The following is a 21,046-nucleotide window of genomic DNA, read 5'->3' as shown; positions in this document are numbered from 1 at the left end:
GCTTACAAATGAAACCGCCCGCGGGAGGCGGGCGGGGGGCGGGGGGCGGCGGCGTGATGCGACGCGGATTCAACGCGACGCGGATTCAACGTTCCCGCAGCGCTTCCTTCGACTTCAGCATCGGACGCAGCAGATAGCTCAGGACCGAGCGCTCGCCGGTGCGGATGTCCACCATCGCCGTCATGCCGGGGATCACCGGCAGCGGTTCGCCCTTGGCGCGCAGCGTGTTGCGCTCGGCCGTGATCAGGACGCGGTAGTAGGTGCCTTCGTTGTTCTTCTCGGTTTCGCCGAGCGCGTCGGGGCTGACGTACTCGATCTTGCCGTGCAGGCCGCCGTTGACGTTGAAGTCGTAGCCGTTGAGCTTGACGATGGCCGTCTGCCCGACCTGGATGTAGCCGATGTCCTTGGGCTTGATGCGCGCCTCGATCAGGATGCGCGGACCGATGGGGACGATCTCCATGATCGGCGTGCCGGACGTGATGACGCCGCCCACCGTGTTCATCTTGATGTTCTTGACCAGGCCCTTGACCGGCGACTTCAGCACCGAGCGCGTGACCGCGTCGCGGCGCACGACCAGTTGCTCATCCAGCTGCGCGAGGTCGGTCTGCGCCTTCGACAGCTCGGAGCTCGAGTCCTGGCGGAAGCGGCTGATGCGCTCGTTGCGCTGCTGCTGCAGCTCGTTGACCTGGCGCGTGACGCGCATGACCTCGACGTTGGACATCAGGCCCTTGGACGCCATGTCCTGCGCCATCTTCTGCTCGGTGGCCAGCAGCCCGATGCTGCGGTTGATGCTGGCGGTAGCTTCCTCGAGCACGCGGCGGCGGGTGTCGAAGACCTCGGATTCGCTGTCGACCAGGCGCTGCACGCCCTTGACCTCGTCGGGGAACTTGAGCGGCACGCCCAGCGCCTCGGCGCGCAGCCGCGCGACCTGCGCCATCAGGCCCAGGCGCTTGGCCTGGCTTTCGTTCTCGGCGGCTTCGGCTCGGGTCGGGTCCAGCTCGGCCAGCGGCTCGCCGGCCTCGACTTCCTCGCCTTCGTGGACCAGCAGCTTGCCCAGCGTGCCGGACTCCAGGCTGGCGATGACCTGCTCCTTGCCGTCGGGCACGATGCGCGCGTCGCTGCGGGTGACCTCGTCGACCGTCGCGATCGACGACCAGGCCAGCCCCACCAGCAACACCGCCGCCATCAGGTAGAGCGCCCAGACGGCGCGCGGCAGCGGCTCGTCGATCAGCGCCGACTGGACGCTGCCGACGAACAGGCCTTCTTCGCGGCTGAGGGTGCGGGACTGCGACATGGGAGGGGGACTTCAGGACGGTTTCAGGACGGATGTCTGGCGGACGTCAGACGGACGCCGCGCGGTTCAGCGCCTGCGCGGCCGGATGGACGTGGACGGGCGCGCCTTGCGGCTGCTGGGCCGCCTGACCCGGCTGGGGCTGCTGTTGCTGCGGCTGGCCCGGCGGACGGGCGCCGGACAGCGCGGCCAGGACCTGGTCGCGCGGTCCGTCCATGACGAGGCGGCCCGTGTCGACCACGACGATGCGCGACACCAGTTCCAGCACCGCCGGACGGTGGGTGACCATGATCAGGGTGCAGTCGCCGGCGGCGTCGCGCAGTTGGCGCAGGAAGGCGATCTCGGACTGCGCGTCCATCGAGCTGGTCGGCTCGTCCATCAGCAGGATCTGCGGCTTGGTGACCAGGCTGCGCGCGAGCGCGACGAGCTGGCGCTGACCGCCGGACAGCAGCGACCCCATCTCGCCCACCGGCAGGTCCCAGCCCATCGGATGGCCGGCGACGACGCGGTCCAGGCCCGTGAGCTTGGCGACCTCGACGAGCCGCTGCGCATCGACGTGACGGCCCATCAGCACGTTGTCGCGCAGCGTGCCGTGGAAGAGCCGCGGCTCCTGCGACACGAAGCCGACCTTGCTGCGGAACTCGGCCGGGTCGACCTGGCGCAGATCGATGCCGTCGATCTCGACGTGACCCTCGGTCGGCTGGTACAGACCGGCCAGCATGCGCAGCACGGTCGACTTGCCGCTGCCGATGCGGCCCAGGATCGCGAGGCGCTCGCCCGGCTGCACGCGCATGGTGACGTTGCGCAGCACCTTCGGCGACTGGGCGTCGCCCTGCGCCGGGTACGAGAAGCCGATGTCGTTCAGGCCGATGCGGCCGGTGATCTGGTTCAGCGGGACGTAGTTGCGGGTGGAGTCGCGCTCCACCGGCGCGCTCATCACCGAGTTCAACGACAGCATCGCCGCGCGGGCGCCCTGGTAGCGGGTCGCCAGGCTCACCAGGCTGTTCAGCGGCACCGTGGCGCGACCGGCGAACATGACCGCGCCGATCAGCGCGCCGGCGCTGATGACGCTCTCGTTGATCAGGTAGACGCCCCAGACCAGCATCACGAGGTTGATCGCCTGCTGCATCGTCATCGAGATGTTCATGCTCCAGCTGGCCATCGTGCGGGCCTTGAGCGCGGACTCGGCGACGATGGCGGTGCTGTGTTCGTAGCGGCGCAGGAAGCGGCCTTCGGCGCCGGTGGTCTTGAGGTCCTCGAGGCCTTCGAGCGCCTCGACCAGCGTGCCGTGCAGGTCGGCCGCCTCGGTCATGTTGGTGCGCATCGCGCGGCGCAGGTAGCCCTGGATGCCGAAGCTCATCAGCAGCATCAGCGGGATCGCCGCCATCAGCACCCAGCCCAGCGGGCCGCCGATGATGAAGGTCATCGCGACGAAGAGGATCACGAACGGCAGGTCCGTCAGCACCGACATCGTGGCCGAGGTGAAGAAGTCGCGCACGACCTCCACCTGCGCCAGGTAGTGCGCATAGGAGCCGGCCGACGCCGGGCGATGTTCCATCCGCACGCCCAGCGTCTGGCGGAACAGCTTGGCGCCGACGATCAGGTCGGTCTTGCGGCCGGCGAGGTCGATCAGGTGGGCGCGGAGTTGACGCGCGAACAGGTCGAAGACCAGCGCGAGCCCGGCGCCGACCGCCAACGTCCACAGCGTGACGAAGGCCTGGTGCGGGATGACCTTGTCGTAGATGACCGAGGTCACCAGGCCCGACACCATCATCAGCACGTTGCTCAGCAGCGCGGCGAGCATCGCCGAGCGGTAATACGGGATGAAGCGCTTGAGCGTGCCGAACAGCCAGTGCGAATCGGCCTGCAGCAGCGGGGTGTCGTCGTCCTTGGCGCCGCTGATCGGCTTGGCTTGCGACACCTCCTGCGGAGCGATCGCGAGGATGAAGCCGCTGTACTCCTGGTCCAGTTCGGAGGCCGGGGCGACGCAACTCGCGGCCTCGGGACCGGGGAAGACCACCTCGTAGCGGACGGCGCCCGAGCCGTCGTCGTCCAGACGGCGCACCAGCACGCAGGCGTCGCCGCCGTTGAGCAGCAGCACCGCGGGCAGCAGCAGCTGGTTGATCTCCTCGATGCCCTTGCGCAGCAGGCCGGCGTTGTAGCCGGCTTCGCGCATCAGGCGGATGGCCTGATCCGGGCTGAGCGCCCCTTCGACGGGTGCGCCGGCGCGCAGCGACTCGACCGAGCGGGCGCGGCCGTGATGCTGCGTCAGCCAGGACAGGCACTGCAGCAGCGGATCGATCGCCGGCTGCTGCGCCAGGTCCGCGAGCGGGTCGTGCGGCGCGTCCGGAATGCCGGGCGCACGCTGGCCGTCTTCCGCCGCCAGGCGCAGGCCGGGGCCGCGGGCGCGCTGGTCACCGTCGAAGAAGGGGTCGTGAGGCCGGTTCATTGATCAAATCTTGTCAATTTCAGCTTCTATGTGCGAGTGCCAATTGCTCGAATTCGCGCTCGATGTCACGAACGATGCTCGGCATGTCGAAAAGTGCGCTGTTGCGCCCTTCGTCCCGCAGGTAGCGCTTGTAGGACTTGGCGCGGCCCGGGTTGAGGCCGATCTGGATGGCGCGCTGGACGTATTCCTCGACCGAGAAGGTGATCAGGTCCGGCAGGCCGACGGCCGTCAGCAGGCTGCCGCACATGCGGGAGATGTAGCTGCGGCCGGAGCGGGTCAGGATCGGGGTGCCCATCCAGAGGCAGTCGCTGGCGGTGGTGCCGGCGTTGTACGGGAAGGTGTCCAGCACCAGGTCCGGCAGCTGGAAGCGCGCCAGATAGTCCGGCGGCGCCACGCGCGGGGCGAAGATCAGCCGCGACGGATCGATGCCGGCGGCCTCGGCCTCGCGCCGCAGGTTGCCCTTGGCCCATTCGTTGTCCGCCAGCAGCCACAGGACCGAATTCGGCACGCCGTGCAGGATGCGCATCCAGGCACCGAACATCTCGGCGTTCATCTTGTGGTTGTTGTTGAACGAGCAGAAGACGAAAGCGTCCTCGGGCAGGTCGTACTGGGCGCGGGTGGGATCGGCGCCGATGTCGCGCTTGCGATCGCTGACCTGGTAGCAATGCGGCAGGTAAATGGGATTTTCGCTGCAGTACGGCAGGTATTCAGGCGGCATCGTGAAGCGATCCGCCAGGATCCAGTCGACGCCGGGCAGCAGCGAGGTCGCCGGCAGGCCCAGGTAGCTGACCTGCACCGGCGCCGGACGATGCGCCAGGATATTCGGCCGGGCGCCGCTGGTCAGGCCCTGCAGGTCGACCAGCACGTCGATGCCCGCCTGCGCGATCAGCTTGGCGGCGGTGGCGTCGTCCATGGCGTTCAGGCGCCACACCTTGTCCATCGACATCAGGATCCGCTTGCGCAGCGCGGTGCCGTCCTCGCGGCTCCAGTCGAAGGCGTGGATCTCGAATTTCTCGCGATCGTGCAACTCGTAGAGCTCGGCGGTCAGCAGACCGACGGCGTGCATGCAGAGGTCGCCGGAGAGGTAGCCGATCTTGATCTTGCCGCCCTGCTCGCGGGCCGCCACGGACACCGGATGGCGCCAGAGCACGTCTTTCTGCTTCGTCACCTTCTCATGGACGAAGCGCTGGGCGGCGCCCATCTGCAGCGCGGGGTCGTCCGTGGCGCTCAGCGTCGCCAGCAACGAGGTCGCAATCAGCAGCTTGTTGTGCGTGACTTCGCCGAAGGCCTCGTACACCGGCCACTTGCACTGCTTCTGACGGATGTGCACGTAGTGCTGCATCACGTCCGTCTGCTCCGGATTGAGCGTGAGGCTGCGCACCATCAGCGCTTCCGACTCGTCATAACGGCGCTGCAGTTCCAGCAGCCGGGCCGCGTTGTTGAAGGCATGGGTGCGCAGCCCCGTCTGGTCGGCACCGAGCGCCTCCATCGGACCGGCGCCCTCATAGACCTCGCGCCAGGCGCCGAGCGCCTCGTCGACGCGCCCCAGATGCTCCAGCTGGTGACCGAGATTCAGGCGGGCCTGGGCGAAGGTCGGGCTGATCGCCAGCGCCTGGCGGTAGACCTGCTCCGCGCGCTCGTGCTGCTGGATGTTGCCCAGCACGGTGCCCCAGTTGTAGAGGGCGACCAGGCGCGCCGCCGGCGCCTGGCCCTCATGCGCGAGCCAGGTCTCGTACAGATGGGCGGCGGCATCGCCGAGGTTCTGGCCCTGGAAGAAGTTGCCGCGGTCCATCAGCTCCGGCAGGGGGAGCGCGCCCTCGCGGGCACGGGTCAGCAACTGCTCCCATTCCTGGGCCAACGGGGCGGGAACGCTCAAGTTCGGCATGCTGGGGCGGGCGATGTCCATGTGATCGGGCTTCCTAAGCGCGGTGGCGCGGTCCGGCGGGCGCGACCGGACATGCCGGCTCGGGCCCTCTGGCCGCCTGTACGGGATTGTGTCCGTGCGTCCCCGCGAGGCATCCGGGCAAATGGACGGTGCCGACCGCCTATTTCCCCGCCTGGGAGCCCCCCTCTGGACATGCCGCGGACACCGGCGACCCGCCCATTCAGTCCCTTATCGGCCGCCGGAGTGAGAACTTGAGCACGATCTGAGGCCCCCGTCACGGCCTTTTCGGAGCTTCTTGTTACAGGTCCGACTTCCACAATCGTCTCGCGATCCCAGCCTCCAAGAGCCGGGACGCCGCGCGATAGAGCAAGCCCGCCAAGGGACGTCGAGGGACGCGCGTCCGATCAACCAGGACAAGAAGAACGCAGCCCATGAAAGCGATGCCTAGTCTGTCTCGTTGGGATGAGATCGTCGAAGCGGCGGAGGCGGTGGAAGCCCTCGAGCCGGACGATTTCGAGACGCGCGCGGTGGACACCCAGACCGGGGTGGAACCGGCGGTCCGCCTCGGCGGCGGTGCCGGCGGCGCGGCGATGAACGATGCGCCGACGCGGCGGCGCAACGGGGATTCCATCTTCCAGAGCCTGATGCGGCTGTGGCCCGGCGAAGGGCGCCGTCCCCAGGCCAGCGCCCGCACGATGGCCAGGCTGCGCATGGCGTTCCGCGCCAGCGTCAACGATCTGGCCGTCGACGCCGACACGGACGCGCAGGAGCGCGTCACCGCCCTGCTCCGCCATATCGTCCATGCACGGCATCCACAGGACCTGTGGCACCTGCGGACGGCGATCTACACGGAAGTGGCCCGACGCTTCGACCAGGCGGAGGCCGAGGCGCGCCTGATCGCGCTCAACCGCCAGCTCGAGCAGGGGAAAAGCCTGCTCCGCCGCCTGCTCGGCTGATCACTTCGGCTGACCCAGGAAGTCCATCTTGCCCAGCGGCACGCCCGCGTTGCGCAGCAGGGCGTACAGCGTGGTGGCGTGGAAGAAGAAGTTGGGCAGGTTGTAGAACCGGGCGAAGTCCTGGCCCTCGAACTTCAGCGGCTCCTTGTCGCGACGCGGCACGCTGACCGCACGGGTCTCGGAGCCGTTGATCTGCTCGGGCGTGATCGTCTTGATGAAGTCGCGGGTCTTCTGGATGCGCTGGATCAGCTCTTCCATCGACGCTTCGCTGTCGGGCCAGCTCGGCACCTCGATGCTGGCCAGGCGCGCGGCGCCGCTCTTGGCGGCGTCGCTGGCGATCTGGACCTGGCGCGGCAGCGGCAGCATGTCGGGCGCCAGGCGCAGCGTCAGGTAGACGGATTCGTCGAAGCCCTTGGCGATGGCGTGATCGCGCGCGGTGCGGATCCAGGTCTGCATGTTGCTCAGCATGCGGTCGAACACCGGCACGGTGGCGGCGTACATGTCCATGGGAGTCTCCTTGTCTGGAATGGGGGATGCGATGCGGGCGCGATGCTAGTGCCTGTTCCGATCTGTTGCACGACGCTCGCCCAATGGCCTTGGGGTGATCGATCCAGGCGAGTAGGATCGACGTCCGCACGCCTATGAACATCATCATCCTCGACGACTACCAGGACGCCGTGCGCAAGCTCCCTTGCGCCGCCAAACTGGACGCGCTGAACGCCAAGGTCTTCACCAACACCGTCAAGGGCATCGGACAGCTGTCGGTCCGGCTGCGGGACGCCGAAGTGCTGGTGACGATCCGCGAACGCACCCACTTCCCCCGCCAACTGCTGGAAAAGCTGCCCAAGCTCAAACTGATCTCGCAGACCGGCCGCGTCGGCAAGCACATCGATGTCGACGCCTGCACGCGGCTCGGGATCGCCGTGGCGGAAGGGGGCGGTTCGCCCATCGCCCCGGCGGAACTGACCTGGGCGCTGATCATGGCCGCGATGCGGCGGCTGCCGCAGTACATCTCGACGCTCAAGCACGGGGTGTGGCAGCAGTCGGGACTGAAGTCCGGCTCGATGCCGCCGAACTTCGGCCTGGGCATGGTGCTGCGCGGCAAGACGCTGGGCATCTGGGGCTACGGCAAGATCGGCCAGCTGATCGCCGGGTACGGCAAGGCCTTCGGCATGCAGGTGCTCGTCTGGGGCAGCGAGGCCTCGCGGCTGCGCGCGCAGGCTGACGGCCACCAGGCCGCGGACACCCGCGAGGCCTTCTTCGAACAGGCCGACGTGCTGACGCTGCACCTGCGGCTGTCGGACGAGACCACCGGCATCGTGAGCGCCGAGGACCTGGCGCGGATGAAGCCGACCTCGCTGTTCGTGAACACCTCGCGCGCGGAGCTGGTCGCGGACGGCGCGCTGGTCTCCGGCCTGAACCGCGGCCGGCCCGGCATGGCGGCGGTGGACGTGTTCGAGTCCGAACCCATCCTGCAGGGCCACCCGCTGCTGCGCCTGGAGAACGCCGTGTGCACGCCGCACATCGGCTACGTCGAGCAGGACAGCTACCAGATGTACTTCGACGCGGCCTTCGACAACGTCCTGAACTACATGGCCGGCAAGCCGTCCAACATCGTCAATCCGGATGTGCTGAAGGGGCACCGGTGAGCGCGGGGCCCTCCTCCGCGCCGCCCCCTTCCCCTGAAGGCGCCGAGCCCGGCGCCGCCCCCTTCACGCCCGAGCCCGCGCTCGCGCAACCCGGGTCCCTGTCCCAGCTGTTCTGGGCCTTCACCTGGCTGGCGCTGCAGGGCTTCGGCGGCGTACTGGCGGTGGCGCAGCGGGAGCTGGTCGAGCGCCTGAACTGGATGACGCGCGAGGAGTTCGTCGAGACGCTCGCCGTCGCGCAGGTGCTGCCGGGGCCGAACATCGTGAACATCTCGCTGATGATCGGCGACCGCTTCTTCGGCCTGCGCGGCGCGTTGGTCGCGCTGGCGGGAATGATGCTGTTCCCGGCGGTGATCGTGCTGATCCTCGCGGCCTTGTCGACGACCTGGCTGGCCTCGCCGCGCATGACCGGGGCGCTGCGCGGCATGGGCGCCGTATCGGCCGGACTGATCCTGGCCACGGGCTTCAAGCTGCTGCCCTCGCTGAAGAAGAACCCGATCGGCCTGGCCCCCGGGCTCGCGCTCGCGGCGCTGGTGTTCGGCGCGACGGTGTGGCTGAAGCTGCCGCTGTTCTGGATCGTGCTGAGCGTCGGCGGGCTGGGCATGACGCTGGCGCTGATCGCGCTCAAGCGCAGCCGCGCGGGAGTCCGCGCATGAGCGCCGTCGCCCAGGTCGGCGCGCAAGTCGGTGTGCAAGTCGGTGCTCATGCCGGCTGGACCCAGATGCTGGTCGGCAGCTTGAGCTGGCCCGAGCTCGGCGCGCTGATGCTGCACTTCCTGATGCTGTCGCTGCTGTCCATCGGCGGCGCGATCACGACGGCGCCGGACATGCACCGCTACCTGGTCGACGAACGCCATTGGCTGACCGACCAGAGCTTCACCAGCTCGATCGCGCTGGCGCAGGCCGCGCCGGGTCCGAACATCCTGTTCGTCGCGGTGCTGGGCTTCAACGTGTCGGGGTTGCTGGGCGCGGCCGCGGCGATGGCGGGCATCCTGCTGCCGTCGACGACGCTGGTCGTGGCGGCGACGCGCTGGGCGCGCAACAACCGCGAGCACCTCGGGGTGCGCGCTTTCACCGTCGGCATGGCGCCGCTGACGCTGGGGCTGATGATTGCAACGGGCTGGCTGCTTGCGGCGCCCTACCTGGTCGAGCCTGACCATCGCTGGGCGACGCTGGCGATGATCGTCGCGACCGTGGTCCTCACGATGCGGACCAAGATCGGGATCGTGTGGATGGTGCTGGCGGGTGGCGTGCTGGGCGCGCTCGGGGTCGTTTAGAGACCGGGCTGTCGACCTTTCATCATGGATAAATCCTTGCTGCAGCAGCAGGTGCTGGAACGGCTCGCCGAAGACCTGCTGCAAGTTGAACAGGCCGCGCGTGCGGCGCATGAAACGGCGACTCACGAAGAGAACATCGCCGAAAACAAGTACGACACCTTGGGTCTCGAAGCCGCCTACCTGGCCACCGGCCAGGCGCGTCGCGCCGAAGCCATCCGCCAGGCGATGGCCCATTGGCGCCAATTCCGCCCGCCCGCCTACGACGCCAGCAAAGGGATACAGCTCGGTGCGCTGGTCTGCCTGGTCGATGCCGACGACAAGCAGCAACTGCTCTTTCTCGGCCCCGATGGGGGCAGCATGCAGTTGGTGAGCGGCGCTCAGCTCGTTCAGGTCATCAGCAGCGAAGCCCCGTTGGGCAGGGCCGTGCTGGGTAAATGCGAGGGTGACGAAGTATCGATCCAGGTCGCTTCCGTCCGACAGCAGTTCGAAGTGCTGTGGGTGCGATGAGCCAGTTGCCGCTGCTCTACACCTTTCGTCGCTGCCCCTACGCGATGCGCGCACGGATGGCGCTGCTGCAGGCCGGGCGGGACTTCGAGGCCATGGAGGTCAGCTTGCGCGACAAGCCGGCGAGCCTGCTGGCCTTGTCTCCCAAGGCCACGGTGCCCGTGCTGCAGCTGCCTGATGGCCGCGTGATCGAGGAGAGCTGGGACATCATGCGCTGGGCACTGGCTGCGCCCGATGCGCAGGGTTGGTGGGCGCGCGCGCAGTCGCCTGAGAACCTTGACCTGGTCCAGCGCAACGACGGCGACTTCAAGCACCACCTGGACCGCTGGAAGTACCCGCAGCGCTACGCAAGCGAGACGCTCGCGCCAGACGCGCACCGCGACAGCGCGGTCGATGTGCTTCTGCGACCACTGGAAGCGCGGCTGAGCAGCGCGCCCTGCCTGGGCGGCGACACGCCATGTGCCACCGACCTGGCCGTGTTGCCCTTCGTGCGCCAGTTCGCCGCAGTGGAGCCGGAGTGGTTTTCAACGCTGGACTTGCCGTCGGTGCGGTCCTGGCTGAACGGCTGGCTCGTCAGTCCGCTCTTCGTTGCTTGCATGCACAAGTTGCCAGCGGAAGGTACGAATCGCTTTCCGCCGCTCTGACCCTTGTCAGCAGGACTTGGTGCCTCGCAGCCGGAAGACCTCAAACGTCCTTCGTCCCGAAGATCTTGTCCCCGGCGTCGCCGAGGCCCGGGATGATGTACCCGTTCTCGTTGAGGTGCGAGTCGATCGCCGCGGTCCAGCAGCGGATGTCCGGATGCGCCTTGTTCAGCGCTGCCACGCCTTCCGGCGCCGCCACCAGCACCAGCGCGCGGATGTCCTTGCAGCCGCGCTGCTTGAGCAGGTCGACCGTCGCGATCATCGAGCCCGCCGTCGCCAGCATCGGGTCGACGATCAGCGCGGTGCGCTCGTCCAGCTTGCCGACGAACTTCTCGAAGTAGTTCACCGGCTGCAAGGTCTCGTGGTCGCGCGCGAGGCCGACCACGCTCACCTTGGCGTTGGGCATCATGTCCAGCACGCCGTCCAGCATGCCCAGTCCCGCACGCAGGATAGGCACCACCGTGACCTTGCGGCCCGCGATCTGGTCGATCTCGACCTGGCCGCACCAGCCCTCGATCGTCGTCTTCTCCAGCGGGAAGTCCGCCGTCGCCTCGTACGCCAGCAGCCGCGCGACCTCGCCGGTCAGCTCGCGGAACTTCTTGGTGGACATGTCGCCCTCCCGCATCAGGCCGATCTTGTGCTTGACGAGGGGATGCGTGACTTCGATGACTGGCATGGCGCTACCGGATGGGAATGCGGAGTTTGGAACGGCGCCTCGTGGGCGCCGGAATGGTCGCGATTATCTCGCGTCGGTGTTCAGGCCTTCTCGGGCTTCTCGGCCTTCTTCTGACGCTGGCGCAGCGCCTCGTACAGGCACACGCCGGCCGCGACCGAGACGTTCAGGCTTTCCACCGCGCCCTGCATCGGGATGCGCACCAGCTCGTCGCAGGTCTTCGCGGTCAGCTGGCGCATGCCGTCGCCTTCGGCGCCCAGCACCAGCGCCACCGGTCCCGTCAGGTCCAGGTCGTACAAGGTCTTCTCCGCCTGGTCCGAGGTGCCGATCACCCAGATGTCGCGCTCCTTGAGCTCGTTGAGCGACCGCGCCAGGTTGGTCACCATCAGGTAGGGCACGGTCTCCGCGGCGCCGCTGGCCACCTTGGCCACCGTGGCGTTGAGCCCCACCGCATGGTCCTTGGGCGCGACCACCGCATGGGCGCCGGCCCCGTCGGCCACGCGCAGGCAGGCGCCGAGGTTGTGCGGATCGGTGACGCCGTCCAGCACCAGCACCAGCGGCGGGCCCTCGACCTGTTCCAGCACCTCGTCCAGCGAATGCGACTGCGCCACCGCCTTCACCCGCGCCACCACCCCCTGGTGGCGGTGCGTGCCGCACAGCGCCTTGAGGCGATCGTCGTCGCTCTCGACGAGTTTCGCGCCCGCCGCCTCGGCCTTCTCGAGGAAGCCCCGCATGCGCTGGTCCTTGCGGGTGGCGTCGAACAGGATCTCCTGCACCGAGGCCGGCGCGGTCTTCAGGCGGACGGTGACGGCGTGGAAGCCGAACAGGATCTGGGTCTTGGAGGGGGAGGAGCTCATGGGGCGCGATTGTCGCGCACCCGTGACGGCCCGCCGGTCGAGGCGGACGCATCCCTGGCGGCCCTGTCGACCCTGTCGACCCGTCAAAGGATGCCGAAGTGCCGCGCGGCCATCAACGCGCCGATCATCACCGGCTGGTGGACCATGTAATACGACAGCGACCACCGGCCCATCACCGACAGCGGGCGGATCGCCGGCAGCAGCGGGCGTTGCATCCACTGCCGCACCGCCTCGACGCGCATCAGCGCGCAGCCCCACAGCATCGGGCCGAGCCACGGCAGGATCGGGACGTAGTCCTCGGTCAGCGGCTTGCGCGTGACCAGGCCGACCCAGTTGGTGGTGCGGGTGTCGAAGAAGGGATCCGCGATGAGGAACGGCAGCGCGAGCGCGATGGCGCCCAGCACCCACAGCGCGGCCGTCGGCAGTCTGGAGAAGCCGAAGCGCACCAGGATCAGCATCAGCGCCATGCCGTGCAGCACGCCGAAACTGATGAAGGAGCGCGGGAACATCCACCACGAGCCGATCGACACCAGCAGCGCGCAGGCCATGACCTGACCCCAGCGGCGCCAAAAACGGTAGGCCGTCTGGCCCTGCGCCAGCGCCACCGCCTGGCCCATGCCGGCGCACAGCAGGAACAGGCTGACGATGCCGCTGCGCTGCCAGGTCCAGAACGGGTCGCGGTAGAAGTCCTGCACCACGACCTTGAAGAAGCTCAGGTCGAAGCAGAAGTGGAAGACGGTCATCCAGACCATCGCCAGCCCCCGCAGCGCATCGAGCCGGTCGAAACGCGGGGTCGTCGGGAAGTCGCGCGACGCGGCGTCGATGCCGGGGTCAGGCGTTGCGATCGGAAAGCGGGCCGGCGGATTCATCGGGGAAGCAGTCTACAGAAGCCGCCGGCCGGCTCGATGACGCCGGTCCGGCCCATCGACCGCCACCACCCCCGCATTTGAGTGGGCCACCCTGCTTCGACAGGCTGGTCCGACCCCTCCGCCCTACCCGTCTGCCGCATTGAGCCGAGGGGTCGGGCCATCGACGATGCCTTCCCCGCCTATCCCCGCCTTCTTCCATGCGCCGTCCCCTTCGCTCGACGTTCTCCGTGCTCTGCCTGTCCGCGCTGGTCGCCGCCTGCGGCGGCGGGTCGAAGCCGCCGGATCCCGCTCCGTCCAGCACCCTCATTCCCATCCCGGATCCGGCCGTCGCCTGCAACGTCCTGCGCGTCACACCGGGCGATGCGATCCAGCAGACCTTCGTCGAGTCCGAAGCGCCCTCCTCCGGCGCCACGACGATGGCGGTCCCCGGCCTGATCGCCGCGGGCAAGGGACACCTGTTCCCGGCGCCCGACCTGATCGGGGTCGGCGACACCAGCGCGCTGCCGCAGGCCTACCTCGTGGCCGCCGACACCGCCGGCCAGACGCAGGACCTGCTGCGGGCGGTCCGCACCCATGTCCAGCAGCGGCATCAGGCGCGCCTCGGCACGAACCTGCGCCTGGTCGGCGGCTCCCAAGGGGCGTATTCGACGATCGCCTCGCTGCGTCACCTGGCCCGCGAGGGCACGGTGCGCATCGTCTCCGCCGCACAGCAGGGTCCGTATGACGTCTACCGGACCTTCCAGGGCGCGCTGCTGGCCGCCGGCGGCGCCGCGCGGGACGCCTATGCAATGCGTGAGAACCTGGACTTCCTGTCCAGCCACGTCCGCAACGTCATGACCAGTTTCCTGGCCTATGGGAACTACGCCTTCGATCCGAAGCGGGGCAAGCTCACGACCCACACGCTGTGCGTCGCCTTCCAGATCGACGACTTCGTCGGTGAGCTCTGAACGGCCATGGACCGACTGACCTTGATCGCTGTCCTGGCCCTGCCCCTGGTGCTGTCGGCCTGCGCCGGCCAGCAGAACGGGACGGACACCCCCAGGATCTCCGACGTCTCCAACATCTCCGACTGCCAGGTCCTCAAGATCACGCCGGAGCGTCAGACCCGGCGTGCCGTCGTCAACCCGCTGATCTCCGTGGTCTACACCACGCCGGTCGCCGGCGGGTGCGACAGCCTGGTGCTGAAGGACGACGCGGGCGCGGTGGTCCCGACCCGCACGGTGAGCGCCACCGTGCAGGCCAAGCCCGGAGGCGGACTCGTGGGCTCGCTCACGATCGAGCCGCTGGCGGACCTCCGGCCGTCGACCGCCTACGCCGCCTTCCTCGATGGCCGGTCCGTGTCGACCTTCGCCACGGGCGTGGAACGGCGCGGTCATCTGCTGAAGGTGGACGACATGACGGTGAACTTCCCGTCGCTGCCCTCTGCCTCCCGCATCCCCCGGGACCGCATCAACGCCCTGGCCGACGCCTTCATCGCGGCGCAGTTGAAGGCCCACGACATCCCGGGGGCCGTCGAGCCCGTGCTCAGGATCCTGCTGCGCGCCGAACTGCCGCGGATCGCCCAGCCCGACGCGCGGTACGACGCGCAGGTGAAACGCGTCGTCTACCGCAGCACCGACGCCGCCGGCGCGCCGGTGTCGCTCAGCGGCCTGCTGGTGTTTCCCGTTGCGTCCGCCGGCGGTCCCGCGATCGACCTCGCCGGACTGCCGCTGGTGCTGGGCATGCACCCGACCGTCCTCGGCGGCGCGGCCGCGCCGTCGTCCGGTGCCGACGCCATGCTGTTGCCGGGCCTGTGGTCCGCAGGCAAGGGGCACGTCTACTTCGCGCCCGACCTGATCGGCCTCGGCGCCTCGGCCGCGCTGCCGCAGGCCTTCGTGATCGGCAAGGACACCTCGGCCCACACGGAGGACATGCTCACGGCGGTGCGCGAGTATTTCCTGCAAGTCCACCGCGCCCCGCTGGGCCGGGACCTGCGCGTGATCGGCCTGTCGCAGGGCGCCTTCTCGGCGATGGCCGCGCTGCCGGCGTTGTCGCGGCTGACGACGGTGCGCGCGGTCTACGGCGCCGCGGGGCCGTACGACATCCATCGCACGCTCGACGGCGCGCTCCGCGCGGCCGCCGGGCGGCCGCGCGATCCCTACGCCACGGATGCCAACCTGGCCCGTCTGCCGGACTACCTGCGCCCGACGCTGGACGCCCTGGTCGCCTATCAGGGCTTCAGCTACGACCCGAAGGCCGTGCTCGACGACCAGGGCGCGCCCCTGCCGTCCTTCCTGGCCGACTACGTCAACGGCAAGTACGGCCTGCTCGCCACGCATCTGACCGTGAACAGCTTGCCGGAAGCATCGCTGAGATACGACGTGCCGATGGCGAAGATGGCGCTCTACCGCTACAGCAAGGACACGCTGCTGGCCTCGCGCAACACCGACGACATGCTGGCCCTGCTCCAGGGGCAGCGCCCACGCGTTGCCAGTGCGACGCTGGGCGATTGCCGCGAGGAGTCATTGGTCGTGCGGGAGATCCTCAAGCACGCCCGGAGCGTGTCCACGCCGCACCTCCTCTGTTTCCCATTCGCGGTGGACGACTTCCTCGGCGAGTTGTGAGCGACCTGGCGCACGCTGCGGCGCGACCGGCCTCAGCCATCCGATCGGCTGTGCGGTGGACTCGTCGAATTCAGAACGTGGATCTTGGTCGCACCAGACTCGGCACGGCCAGCAGGACGATCAACACCGCTTCGAAGAGATCGAAGGCGTAGGGACCGTCCGAGGCGTAGAGCTCCATGACATGGCGCCAGCCGAAGAAGGCGATGCTGAGCGCATACAGCACCAGCAGCAGCACCGCACCAATGCGCCGCACCGGCTGCGGCACGGGCAGCATGATCAGCAGCCCCGCGAGCACACCCGCCGGCACGAGCGACCAGAACGGCGGCGACGCATAGGTGAACGAGTAAGCGAAGAGGCGGAAGCAGATGACGGCGATGACGGTCAGCGTCAGCAGCACCGTGAGCAGCACGCGAAGGGCCTTGAGGAGCGCCTCGAGCGACTGCGTTTCCTGATTCATGAACCCATCCTGATGCCGTTTGATCGAGGCCCGATTGTGACGCCACGGCCCCTGCCCTCGGCGCACAGGCATCCCACAAGCGGAACGGGCCGCGCCCCTTGTCGGAGCGCGGCCCGCGGTCAGCGGAAGTCGCGGTGGCGTTCGCGGTGGAGGTCGGTGCGGATATCGGTCCGGACCTCGCTCCGGACCTCGCCGCGAATCAGAACCGCTGCGACTGCATGTAGTCGTCGAAGCCCGCCTCCGCGAAGCGGAACCACAGGTTCTGGTCACGCCGGAAGTTGGCGTAATCCTCGTAGACCTTCTTCCAGTTCGGGTTCTTCGCCGACAGCTCCGCGTACAGCGCCATCGACTCCTTGAACGCCAGGTCCATCGTGTCCTTCGGGAAGCGCATCAGCTTGGTCTTGGCCGCCACCAGCTGCTTGAGTGCCTGCGGGTTCAGCACGTCGTACTTGGCCTGCATGTCCACGTGCACATACGCGGAGGCCGCCTCGACGATCGCCTTGTACTCGGGCGACAGCGCTTCATAAGCCTTGGTGTTGATGAAGAAGTCGACCTGCGGGCCGCCCTCCCACCAACCGGGGTAGTAGTAGAACGGCGCGACCTTGTTGAAGCCCAGCTTCAGGTCGTCGTACGGCCCGACCCATTCCGCCGCGTCGATCGTGCCCTTCTCCAGCGCCGAATACAGCTCGCCGCCCGGCAGGTTCTGCGGCACGCCGCCCATGCGCTCGATCACCCGGCCGGCGAAGCCGCCGATGCGGAACTTCAAGCCCTTGAAGTCCGCCGCCGACTTGATCTCCTTGCGGTACCAGCCCGCCATCTGCGCGCCGGTGTTGCCGCCGGGGAAGTTGATGATGTTGTAGTTCCGGTAGAACTCGCGCATCAGCTTCAGACCATTGCCGTGGAAGGTCCACGCCGTCATCTGCCGCGAGTTCAGCCCGAACGGGATCGACGCGCCGATCGCGAAGGTCTCGTCCTTGCCGAAGAAGTAGTACGGCACCGTGTGCGCGATCTCGACCGTCGCGTTCTGCACGCCGTCGACCACGCCGAACGCCGGCATCAACTCGCCGCCCGCGTGCACGCTGATCTGGAACTTGCCGCCGCTCAGGTCGCTGACCTTCTTGGCGAAGACCTCGCCGCCGCCGTAGATCGTGTCGAGCTGCTTGGGAAAGCTCGACGCCATCCGCCACCGGAGGTTGGCCTGCGCATGCACGATGGCCGGTGCCGCGCCTGCGGCCAGCACGCCGGCCAGGCCGGCATTCTTGACGAACGAACGACGCTCCATGAAGTCTCCTTTTTCGTTGGTATGGGCGCCGCGTCACGGGCGCCTCTGAGCGAAAACAGGATTAACCACTGAAGGGCTGGCGTCAACCTGACAACCACCACCCTCGGCATCCCCCGAAAGGCCCAGGAGGCCGGCAGGTCCGAGGAGGAATGCGGAGCCTGCGACGCGATTGACGACGCGGGCCTGCCGGCCTCCTGGGCCGGCGCTCGGTGCTTGCAGGAAGGGGGCCTGATCAGGCCCCGGCGAGCTTCATGTTCTCCAGCAGGATGGAGCCCACCGTCTTGCTGCCCAGCGTGTAGGTGTCGGCGCCGATGCCCACGATCTGCTTGAACATCTCCTTGACGTTGCCTGCGATCGTGATCTCGTTGACCGGGAAGGCGATGACGCCGTTCTCGACCCAATAGCCGCTCGCGCCGCGCGAGTAGTCGCCGGTCACGTAGTTGACGCCCTGCCCCATCAGCTCGGTCACGAACAGACCGGTGCCGAGGCGGCGCAGCATCGTCGGCAGATCGTCGCCGGGTGCCGTCGCCTTGCTGCGCATCGTCAGGTTGTGCGAGCCGCCCGCATGGCCCGTCGTGCGCAGGCCCAGCTTGCGCGCCGAGTAGGTCGACAGGAAGTAGCCCTTCAGCACGCCCGCGTCGACCACGGTGCGCGCCTTCGTGACCACGCCTTCGTCGTCGAAGGGCGAGCTGCCCTTGCCCTTGACGATGTGCGGATCCTCGACGACCTCGACGTGCGGCGACAGGATCTGCTGGTCCAGGCTGTCGAGCAGGAAGCTCGCGCGGCGGTAGAGCGCGCCGCCGCTGGTGGCCTGCACCAGCGCGCCCAGCAGGCCGGCCGCGACCGGGGCTTCGAACAGCACCGGCACGCTGGCCGTCTTGACCTTGCGGCCCTTGAGCCGCGCCAGCGCGCGTTCGGCGGCGTAGCGGCCGATCGATTCCGCGGAAGACAGGTCCGCCGCGTCGCGCATCGAGCTGTACCAGGCGTCGCGCTCCATGCCGGCGCCGCGCCCGGCGATCGGGGCCACCGACACCGAATGCCGCGAGCTCGCATACCCGCCGCGGAAACCGCGCGAGTTGCCCGAATAGAAGTGCGACTGCTGCGCCGACACCGCCGCGCCTTCCGAGTTGGTGATGCGCGCGTCCGTCTTCAGCGCCGCGTCCTCGCAGCGCAGCGCCAGTTCGGCGGCCTGCTCGGCGGTGATGGCCCACGGGTGGAAGAGGTCCAGCGACGGCCGTGCCGCCTCGTCGAGCGACAGGTCCTGCTCGTCGGGCAGGCCGGCGAACTCGTCCTCGGCCGTGAAGCGCGCGATGTCGTAAGCCGCCCTGACCGTGTCCTTCAGCGCCTGCGGCGAGAAGTCCGAGGTGCTCGCGTTGCCTCTGCGCTGGCCGAGGTAGACCGAGATGCCCAGCGACTTGTCGCGGTTGCGTTCTACGTTCTCGAGCTGGCCGCGCCGCACCGACACGGACATGCCGCTGCCCTCGGACACCTCCGCGCCGGCGTCGCTGGCGCCTTGGCGTTTGGCCTCGGCCAGGACGTCCTCGATCAACTGGCGGAAGTGGTCCTGGCTGTAGGCGAATCCTTGCTCGGCTTGACTCATGAATGCGGTCTCTTTGAAAGCAGCGCGGCCTGGGGGAATCCGAGGCCGCGACGGGGTGGCGACTATCATACGGGCGCTGTGCCCCGCCCTTCCGGTCGGGGCTTCTCGCTTTCTCCCTCTCATGACCCCCGATCACGACGACCACGACGACCGCGCGGACTTCGACGACTTCGAAGACGACCGCCCCAGCAAAAGCCAGCTCAAGCGCGACATGGATGCGCTGCAGGCGCTGGGCGAGGAACTGCTCACGCTGCCCGAGAAGCGCGTGGCCGCGCTCGACCTGCCCGAGTCGCTGCTCGACGCGATCAAGGAAGGCCGCCGCATCGTCGCGGGCACCGCCCGCAGCGGCAAGAAGCGCCACCTGCAGCTGATCGGCAAGCTGATGCGCCAGGTCGATCCGGCCCCGATCCGCGAAGCCGTGGCCGAGTTCAAGCTCGGCCGCGCCCAGGACTCGCTCGAGCTGCACCAGGCCGAGCGCTGGCGCCTGCGCCTGGTCGACGAAGACGGCGCGCTGCAGGGCTTCATCGACAGCTTCGACGAGGTCGACACGCAGCAGCTGCGCAGCCTGATCCGCGCCGCCCGCAAGGACCGCGCCCAGGCGCCCGAGCAGCGCAACGGCCGCGCCTGGCGCGAACTCTTCCAATTCGTGAAGGGCCACGTGCTTGCCGCCAAGGGTGAGTCGGCGGCCGGCGACGATGCGGACGCGTCCGACGAGGATGCCGATGAGTGAACAGGCGGCCCCGTCGGACAACGGCGCGGCGCTCGCACCGCCGGAACCGGTCCGCATCGGCATCGTGTCGATCAGCGACCGCGCCTCCAGCGGCGTCTACGAGGACAAGGGCCTGCCCGCGCTGCAGGACTGGCTGCGCTCGGCGCTGATCAATCCGATCGAGTTCCAGCCGCGCCTGATCCCCGATGAACGTGAGCTGATTGCGCGCACGCTGCGCGAGCTCGTCGACGAAGGCCAGTGCGACCTCGTGCTGACCACCGGCGGCACCGGTCCCGCGATCCGCGACGTCACGCCCGAGGCGACGATGGACGTCGCCGACCGCGTGATGCCCGGCTTCGGCGAGCAGATGCGGCAGATCTCGCTGCGCTTCGTGCCGACCGCGATCCTGTCGCGCCAGGTCGCGGTGATCCGCGGCCGCGCGCTGATCATCAACCTGCCGGGCCAGCCCAAGGCGATCGCCGAGACGCTCGCCGGCCACGACGCCGCCAGCGGCATCTTCGCCGCGGTGCCGTACTGCATCGACCTGATCGGCGGCCCCTACCTCGAAACACGCGACGCGGTCTGCGCCGCGTTCCGTCCCAAGACCGCCCAACGGCCCCGGCGCCCGGGCTGACCCCCAGCGGCCTCCATGCGGGGCCTTCTCAAGCAGCAACACCCGAAGCAACACCCATGAAGATCACCAAGGACACCATCGCCACCGTCGAACTGAAGGTCGCGAACAAGCTCGGCCAGATCATCGAGAAGACCGACGAGCCGATGGCGCTGCTGATCGGCGGCTACGGCAACACGCTGCCGGTCGTCGAAGCCGCGCTGGAAGGCCAGGAGAAGGGCTTCGCCACGACGATCGAGCTGACGCCCGAGACCGGCTTCGGCGAGCGCGACGAGAGCCTGCTGATCACGATCCCGAAGAAGGACTTCCCGCCTGGCGTGAAGGTCGGCGGCCAGATCCAGATCCGCCAGGCCAAGGACGGCGAGGACGAGCCGGCGGCGGACGACGGCTTCCACGTCTTCACCGTCGTGAAGGTCAAGGGCGACACCGTGCACCTGGACGGCAACCACCCGCTGGCCGGTCAGCATCTGAAGATCAGCGTCAAGGTCACGGACGTGCGGGCCGCGTCGCAGGAAGAGATCGAGCACGGTCACGCGCATGGCGCGCACGGGCACCATCACTGATCCACTGAAGCCCTGACGCTCTCCGCGCTCCGCTTTCCTCTTGCTCCCTCTCCCGCTTGCGGGAGAGGGTTGGGGTGAGGGCCAGCGGACTAGGCAGTCAGCAAGAAGACTTCAGCACTTCCACCGCCGCTGGCCCTCACCCCCGCCCTTGTAT

Annotated in this window: 21 protein-coding genes; 11 read left to right on the top strand and 10 right to left on the bottom strand. The window is 68.5% G+C overall.

The window, feature by feature from the left end; all coding sequences use genetic code 11:
- Window positions 1-85 precede the first annotated feature (85 nt).
- The 3 genes from AC07O8_RS16780 to AC07O8_RS16770 are packed head-to-tail and all read right to left on the bottom strand — an operon-like array spanning window position 86 to window position 5,646.
- On the bottom strand, window positions 86-1,294 hold the full coding sequence (locus tag AC07O8_RS16780) for an HlyD family type I secretion periplasmic adaptor subunit (protein ID WP_495049129.1): 1,209 nt from the start codon (window positions 1,292-1,294) through the stop codon (window positions 86-88).
- A 46-nt stretch (window positions 1,295-1,340) separates the two neighbouring features.
- Window positions 1,341-3,740, bottom strand: a complete 2,400-nt coding sequence (locus AC07O8_RS16775) for a type I secretion system permease/ATPase (protein ID WP_495049128.1) — start codon at window positions 3,738-3,740, stop codon at window positions 1,341-1,343.
- A 19-nt stretch (window positions 3,741-3,759) separates the two neighbouring features.
- A complete protein-coding gene (locus tag AC07O8_RS16770) occupies window positions 3,760-5,646 on the bottom strand; it encodes an O-linked N-acetylglucosamine transferase, SPINDLY family protein (RefSeq protein ID WP_495049127.1) in 1,887 nt (628 codons plus the stop codon).
- Between the two features lie 410 nt (window positions 5,647-6,056).
- Here AC07O8_RS16770 and AC07O8_RS16765 point away from each other — a divergent pair, with 410 nt between their 5' ends.
- The gene (locus tag AC07O8_RS16765) at window positions 6,057-6,581 is read left to right on the top strand and encodes a hypothetical protein (protein ID WP_495049126.1); all 525 of its coding nucleotides are present in this window, start codon (window positions 6,057-6,059) and stop codon (window positions 6,579-6,581) included.
- Here the strand turns inward: AC07O8_RS16765 and AC07O8_RS16760 are convergent, their stop codons facing one another.
- A complete protein-coding gene (locus tag AC07O8_RS16760) occupies window positions 6,582-7,088 on the bottom strand; it encodes a DUF1993 domain-containing protein (protein WP_495049125.1) in 507 nt (168 codons plus the stop codon). It lies immediately after the preceding gene.
- A 134-nt stretch (window positions 7,089-7,222) separates the two neighbouring features.
- Between AC07O8_RS16760 and AC07O8_RS16755 the strand changes: the two genes are divergently transcribed.
- From AC07O8_RS16755 to AC07O8_RS16735, 5 genes are read left to right on the top strand one after another with little or no spacing between them, the layout of a single operon-like run.
- The gene (locus AC07O8_RS16755; RefSeq protein WP_495049124.1) at window positions 7,223-8,230 is read left to right on the top strand and encodes a D-2-hydroxyacid dehydrogenase family protein; all 1,008 of its coding nucleotides are present in this window, start codon (window positions 7,223-7,225) and stop codon (window positions 8,228-8,230) included.
- The gene (locus tag AC07O8_RS16750) at window positions 8,227-8,883 is read left to right on the top strand and encodes a chromate transporter (protein ID WP_495049123.1); all 657 of its coding nucleotides are present in this window, start codon (window positions 8,227-8,229) and stop codon (window positions 8,881-8,883) included. Before AC07O8_RS16755 ends, AC07O8_RS16750 begins: the two co-directional genes overlap by 4 nt.
- A complete protein-coding gene (locus AC07O8_RS16745; protein ID WP_495049122.1) occupies window positions 8,880-9,503 on the top strand; it encodes a chromate transporter in 624 nt (207 codons plus the stop codon). The genes AC07O8_RS16750 and AC07O8_RS16745 overlap by 4 nt, the downstream gene beginning before the upstream one ends.
- Before the next feature lie 24 nt (window positions 9,504-9,527).
- Entirely contained in the window at window positions 9,528-10,010 is a 483-nt protein-coding gene (locus tag AC07O8_RS16740) for a GreA/GreB family elongation factor (RefSeq protein ID WP_495049121.1), read from the top strand.
- The gene (locus AC07O8_RS16735; RefSeq protein ID WP_495049120.1) at window positions 10,007-10,651 is read left to right on the top strand and encodes a glutathione S-transferase; all 645 of its coding nucleotides are present in this window, start codon (window positions 10,007-10,009) and stop codon (window positions 10,649-10,651) included. Before AC07O8_RS16740 ends, AC07O8_RS16735 begins: the two co-directional genes overlap by 4 nt.
- A gap of 40 nt (window positions 10,652-10,691) precedes the next feature.
- Here the strand turns inward: AC07O8_RS16735 and upp are convergent, their stop codons facing one another.
- The 3 genes from upp to AC07O8_RS16720 all read right to left on the bottom strand — a co-directional run bounded on the left by upp (window position 10,692) and on the right by AC07O8_RS16720 (window position 13,047).
- A complete protein-coding gene (gene upp / locus AC07O8_RS16730) occupies window positions 10,692-11,324 on the bottom strand; it encodes a uracil phosphoribosyltransferase (RefSeq protein WP_067274770.1) in 633 nt (210 codons plus the stop codon).
- An 80-nt stretch (window positions 11,325-11,404) separates the two neighbouring features.
- Window positions 11,405-12,178 carry a 23S rRNA (guanosine(2251)-2'-O)-methyltransferase RlmB gene (gene rlmB, locus AC07O8_RS16725; protein WP_495049119.1) on the bottom strand — a complete coding sequence of 258 codons (774 nt, stop codon included), beginning with the start codon at window positions 12,176-12,178 and terminating at the stop codon, window positions 11,405-11,407.
- Window positions 12,179-12,261: 83 nt separating this feature from the next.
- Window positions 12,262-13,047: an acetyltransferase domain-containing protein gene (locus AC07O8_RS16720; RefSeq protein WP_495049118.1), complete on the bottom strand. Its 786-nt coding sequence runs from the start codon at window positions 13,045-13,047 to the stop codon at window positions 12,262-12,264.
- Between the two features lie 197 nt (window positions 13,048-13,244).
- On the opposite strand from AC07O8_RS16720, the gene AC07O8_RS16715 reads away from it, so the two are divergent.
- Both AC07O8_RS16715 and AC07O8_RS16710 read left to right on the top strand, forming a co-directional pair.
- The gene (locus AC07O8_RS16715) at window positions 13,245-13,994 is read left to right on the top strand and encodes a hypothetical protein (RefSeq protein ID WP_495049117.1); all 750 of its coding nucleotides are present in this window, start codon (window positions 13,245-13,247) and stop codon (window positions 13,992-13,994) included.
- Window positions 13,995-14,000: 6 nt separating this feature from the next.
- Entirely contained in the window at window positions 14,001-15,650 is a 1,650-nt protein-coding gene (locus AC07O8_RS16710) for a hypothetical protein (RefSeq protein ID WP_495049116.1), read from the top strand.
- 70 nt (window positions 15,651-15,720) lie between these two features.
- Here the strand turns inward: AC07O8_RS16710 and AC07O8_RS16705 are convergent, their stop codons facing one another.
- From AC07O8_RS16705 to pmbA, 3 genes are all read right to left on the bottom strand, one after another.
- Window positions 15,721-16,107 carry a hypothetical protein gene (locus AC07O8_RS16705; protein ID WP_495049115.1) on the bottom strand — a complete coding sequence of 129 codons (387 nt, stop codon included), beginning with the start codon at window positions 16,105-16,107 and terminating at the stop codon, window positions 15,721-15,723.
- A gap of 199 nt (window positions 16,108-16,306) precedes the next feature.
- Window positions 16,307-17,389 (bottom strand): TRAP transporter substrate-binding protein, encoded by a 1,083-nt coding sequence (locus tag AC07O8_RS16700; RefSeq protein WP_495049114.1) that lies wholly within the window; start codon window positions 17,387-17,389, stop codon window positions 16,307-16,309.
- A gap of 232 nt (window positions 17,390-17,621) precedes the next feature.
- Window positions 17,622-18,989 (bottom strand): metalloprotease PmbA, encoded by a 1,368-nt coding sequence (gene pmbA, locus AC07O8_RS16695; RefSeq protein WP_495049113.1) that lies wholly within the window; start codon window positions 18,987-18,989, stop codon window positions 17,622-17,624.
- A 121-nt stretch (window positions 18,990-19,110) separates the two neighbouring features.
- Here pmbA and yjgA point away from each other — a divergent pair, with 121 nt between their 5' ends.
- From yjgA to AC07O8_RS16680, 3 genes are read left to right on the top strand one after another with little or no spacing between them, the layout of a single operon-like run.
- Window positions 19,111-19,719 carry a ribosome biogenesis factor YjgA gene (gene yjgA, locus AC07O8_RS16690; protein ID WP_495049112.1) on the top strand — a complete coding sequence of 203 codons (609 nt, stop codon included), beginning with the start codon at window positions 19,111-19,113 and terminating at the stop codon, window positions 19,717-19,719.
- Window positions 19,706-20,332: a molybdopterin adenylyltransferase gene (gene mog / locus AC07O8_RS16685; protein WP_495049111.1), complete on the top strand. Its 627-nt coding sequence runs from the start codon at window positions 19,706-19,708 to the stop codon at window positions 20,330-20,332. Before yjgA ends, mog begins: the two co-directional genes overlap by 14 nt.
- A gap of 56 nt (window positions 20,333-20,388) precedes the next feature.
- Window positions 20,389-20,892, top strand: a complete 504-nt coding sequence (locus AC07O8_RS16680) for an FKBP-type peptidyl-prolyl cis-trans isomerase (protein WP_495049110.1) — start codon at window positions 20,389-20,391, stop codon at window positions 20,890-20,892.
- Window positions 20,893-21,046: the final 154 nt, after the last annotated feature.

Source organism: Roseateles sp. GW821-FHT09G09, from assembly GCF_059415965.1.
The sequence above is the reverse complement of the archived record's forward strand: the minus strand, read 5'-3'. Positions and strand labels throughout refer to the sequence as shown.

What these genes read in the sequence shown, in the direction of transcription:
- AC07O8_RS16720 (WP_495049118.1), bottom strand. Translation starts at nt 13,047, where the DNA reads ATGAATCCGCCGGCCCGCTTTCCGATCGCAACGCCTGACCCCGGCATC.
- AC07O8_RS16760 (WP_495049125.1), bottom strand. Translation starts at nt 7,088, where the DNA reads ATGGACATGTACGCCGCCACCGTGCCGGTGTTCGACCGCATGCTGAGC.
- mog (WP_495049111.1), top strand. Translation starts at nt 19,706, where the DNA reads ATGCCGATGAGTGAACAGGCGGCCCCGTCGGACAACGGCGCGGCGCTC.
- AC07O8_RS16680 (WP_495049110.1), top strand. Translation starts at nt 20,389, where the DNA reads ATGAAGATCACCAAGGACACCATCGCCACCGTCGAACTGAAGGTCGCG.
- AC07O8_RS16700 (WP_495049114.1), bottom strand. Translation starts at nt 17,389, where the DNA reads ATGGAGCGTCGTTCGTTCGTCAAGAATGCCGGCCTGGCCGGCGTGCTG.
- AC07O8_RS16765 (WP_495049126.1), top strand. Translation starts at nt 6,057, where the DNA reads ATGAAAGCGATGCCTAGTCTGTCTCGTTGGGATGAGATCGTCGAAGCG.
- AC07O8_RS16775 (WP_495049128.1), bottom strand. Translation starts at nt 3,740, where the DNA reads ATGAACCGGCCTCACGACCCCTTCTTCGACGGTGACCAGCGCGCCCGC.
- AC07O8_RS16770 (WP_495049127.1), bottom strand. Translation starts at nt 5,646, where the DNA reads ATGGACATCGCCCGCCCCAGCATGCCGAACTTGAGCGTTCCCGCCCCG.
- upp (WP_067274770.1), bottom strand. Translation starts at nt 11,324, where the DNA reads ATGCCAGTCATCGAAGTCACGCATCCCCTCGTCAAGCACAAGATCGGC.
- pmbA (WP_495049113.1), bottom strand. Translation starts at nt 18,989, where the DNA reads ATGAGTCAAGCCGAGCAAGGATTCGCCTACAGCCAGGACCACTTCCGC.
- AC07O8_RS16755 (WP_495049124.1), top strand. Translation starts at nt 7,223, where the DNA reads ATGAACATCATCATCCTCGACGACTACCAGGACGCCGTGCGCAAGCTC.
- AC07O8_RS16715 (WP_495049117.1), top strand. Translation starts at nt 13,245, where the DNA reads ATGCGCCGTCCCCTTCGCTCGACGTTCTCCGTGCTCTGCCTGTCCGCG.
- yjgA (WP_495049112.1), top strand. Translation starts at nt 19,111, where the DNA reads ATGACCCCCGATCACGACGACCACGACGACCGCGCGGACTTCGACGAC.
- AC07O8_RS16705 (WP_495049115.1), bottom strand. Translation starts at nt 16,107, where the DNA reads ATGAATCAGGAAACGCAGTCGCTCGAGGCGCTCCTCAAGGCCCTTCGC.
- AC07O8_RS16710 (WP_495049116.1), top strand. Translation starts at nt 14,001, where the DNA reads ATGGACCGACTGACCTTGATCGCTGTCCTGGCCCTGCCCCTGGTGCTG.
- AC07O8_RS16780 (WP_495049129.1), bottom strand. Translation starts at nt 1,294, where the DNA reads ATGTCGCAGTCCCGCACCCTCAGCCGCGAAGAAGGCCTGTTCGTCGGC.
- AC07O8_RS16740 (WP_495049121.1), top strand. Translation starts at nt 9,528, where the DNA reads ATGGATAAATCCTTGCTGCAGCAGCAGGTGCTGGAACGGCTCGCCGAA.
- AC07O8_RS16745 (WP_495049122.1), top strand. Translation starts at nt 8,880, where the DNA reads ATGAGCGCCGTCGCCCAGGTCGGCGCGCAAGTCGGTGTGCAAGTCGGT.
- AC07O8_RS16735 (WP_495049120.1), top strand. Translation starts at nt 10,007, where the DNA reads ATGAGCCAGTTGCCGCTGCTCTACACCTTTCGTCGCTGCCCCTACGCG.
- rlmB (WP_495049119.1), bottom strand. Translation starts at nt 12,178, where the DNA reads ATGAGCTCCTCCCCCTCCAAGACCCAGATCCTGTTCGGCTTCCACGCC.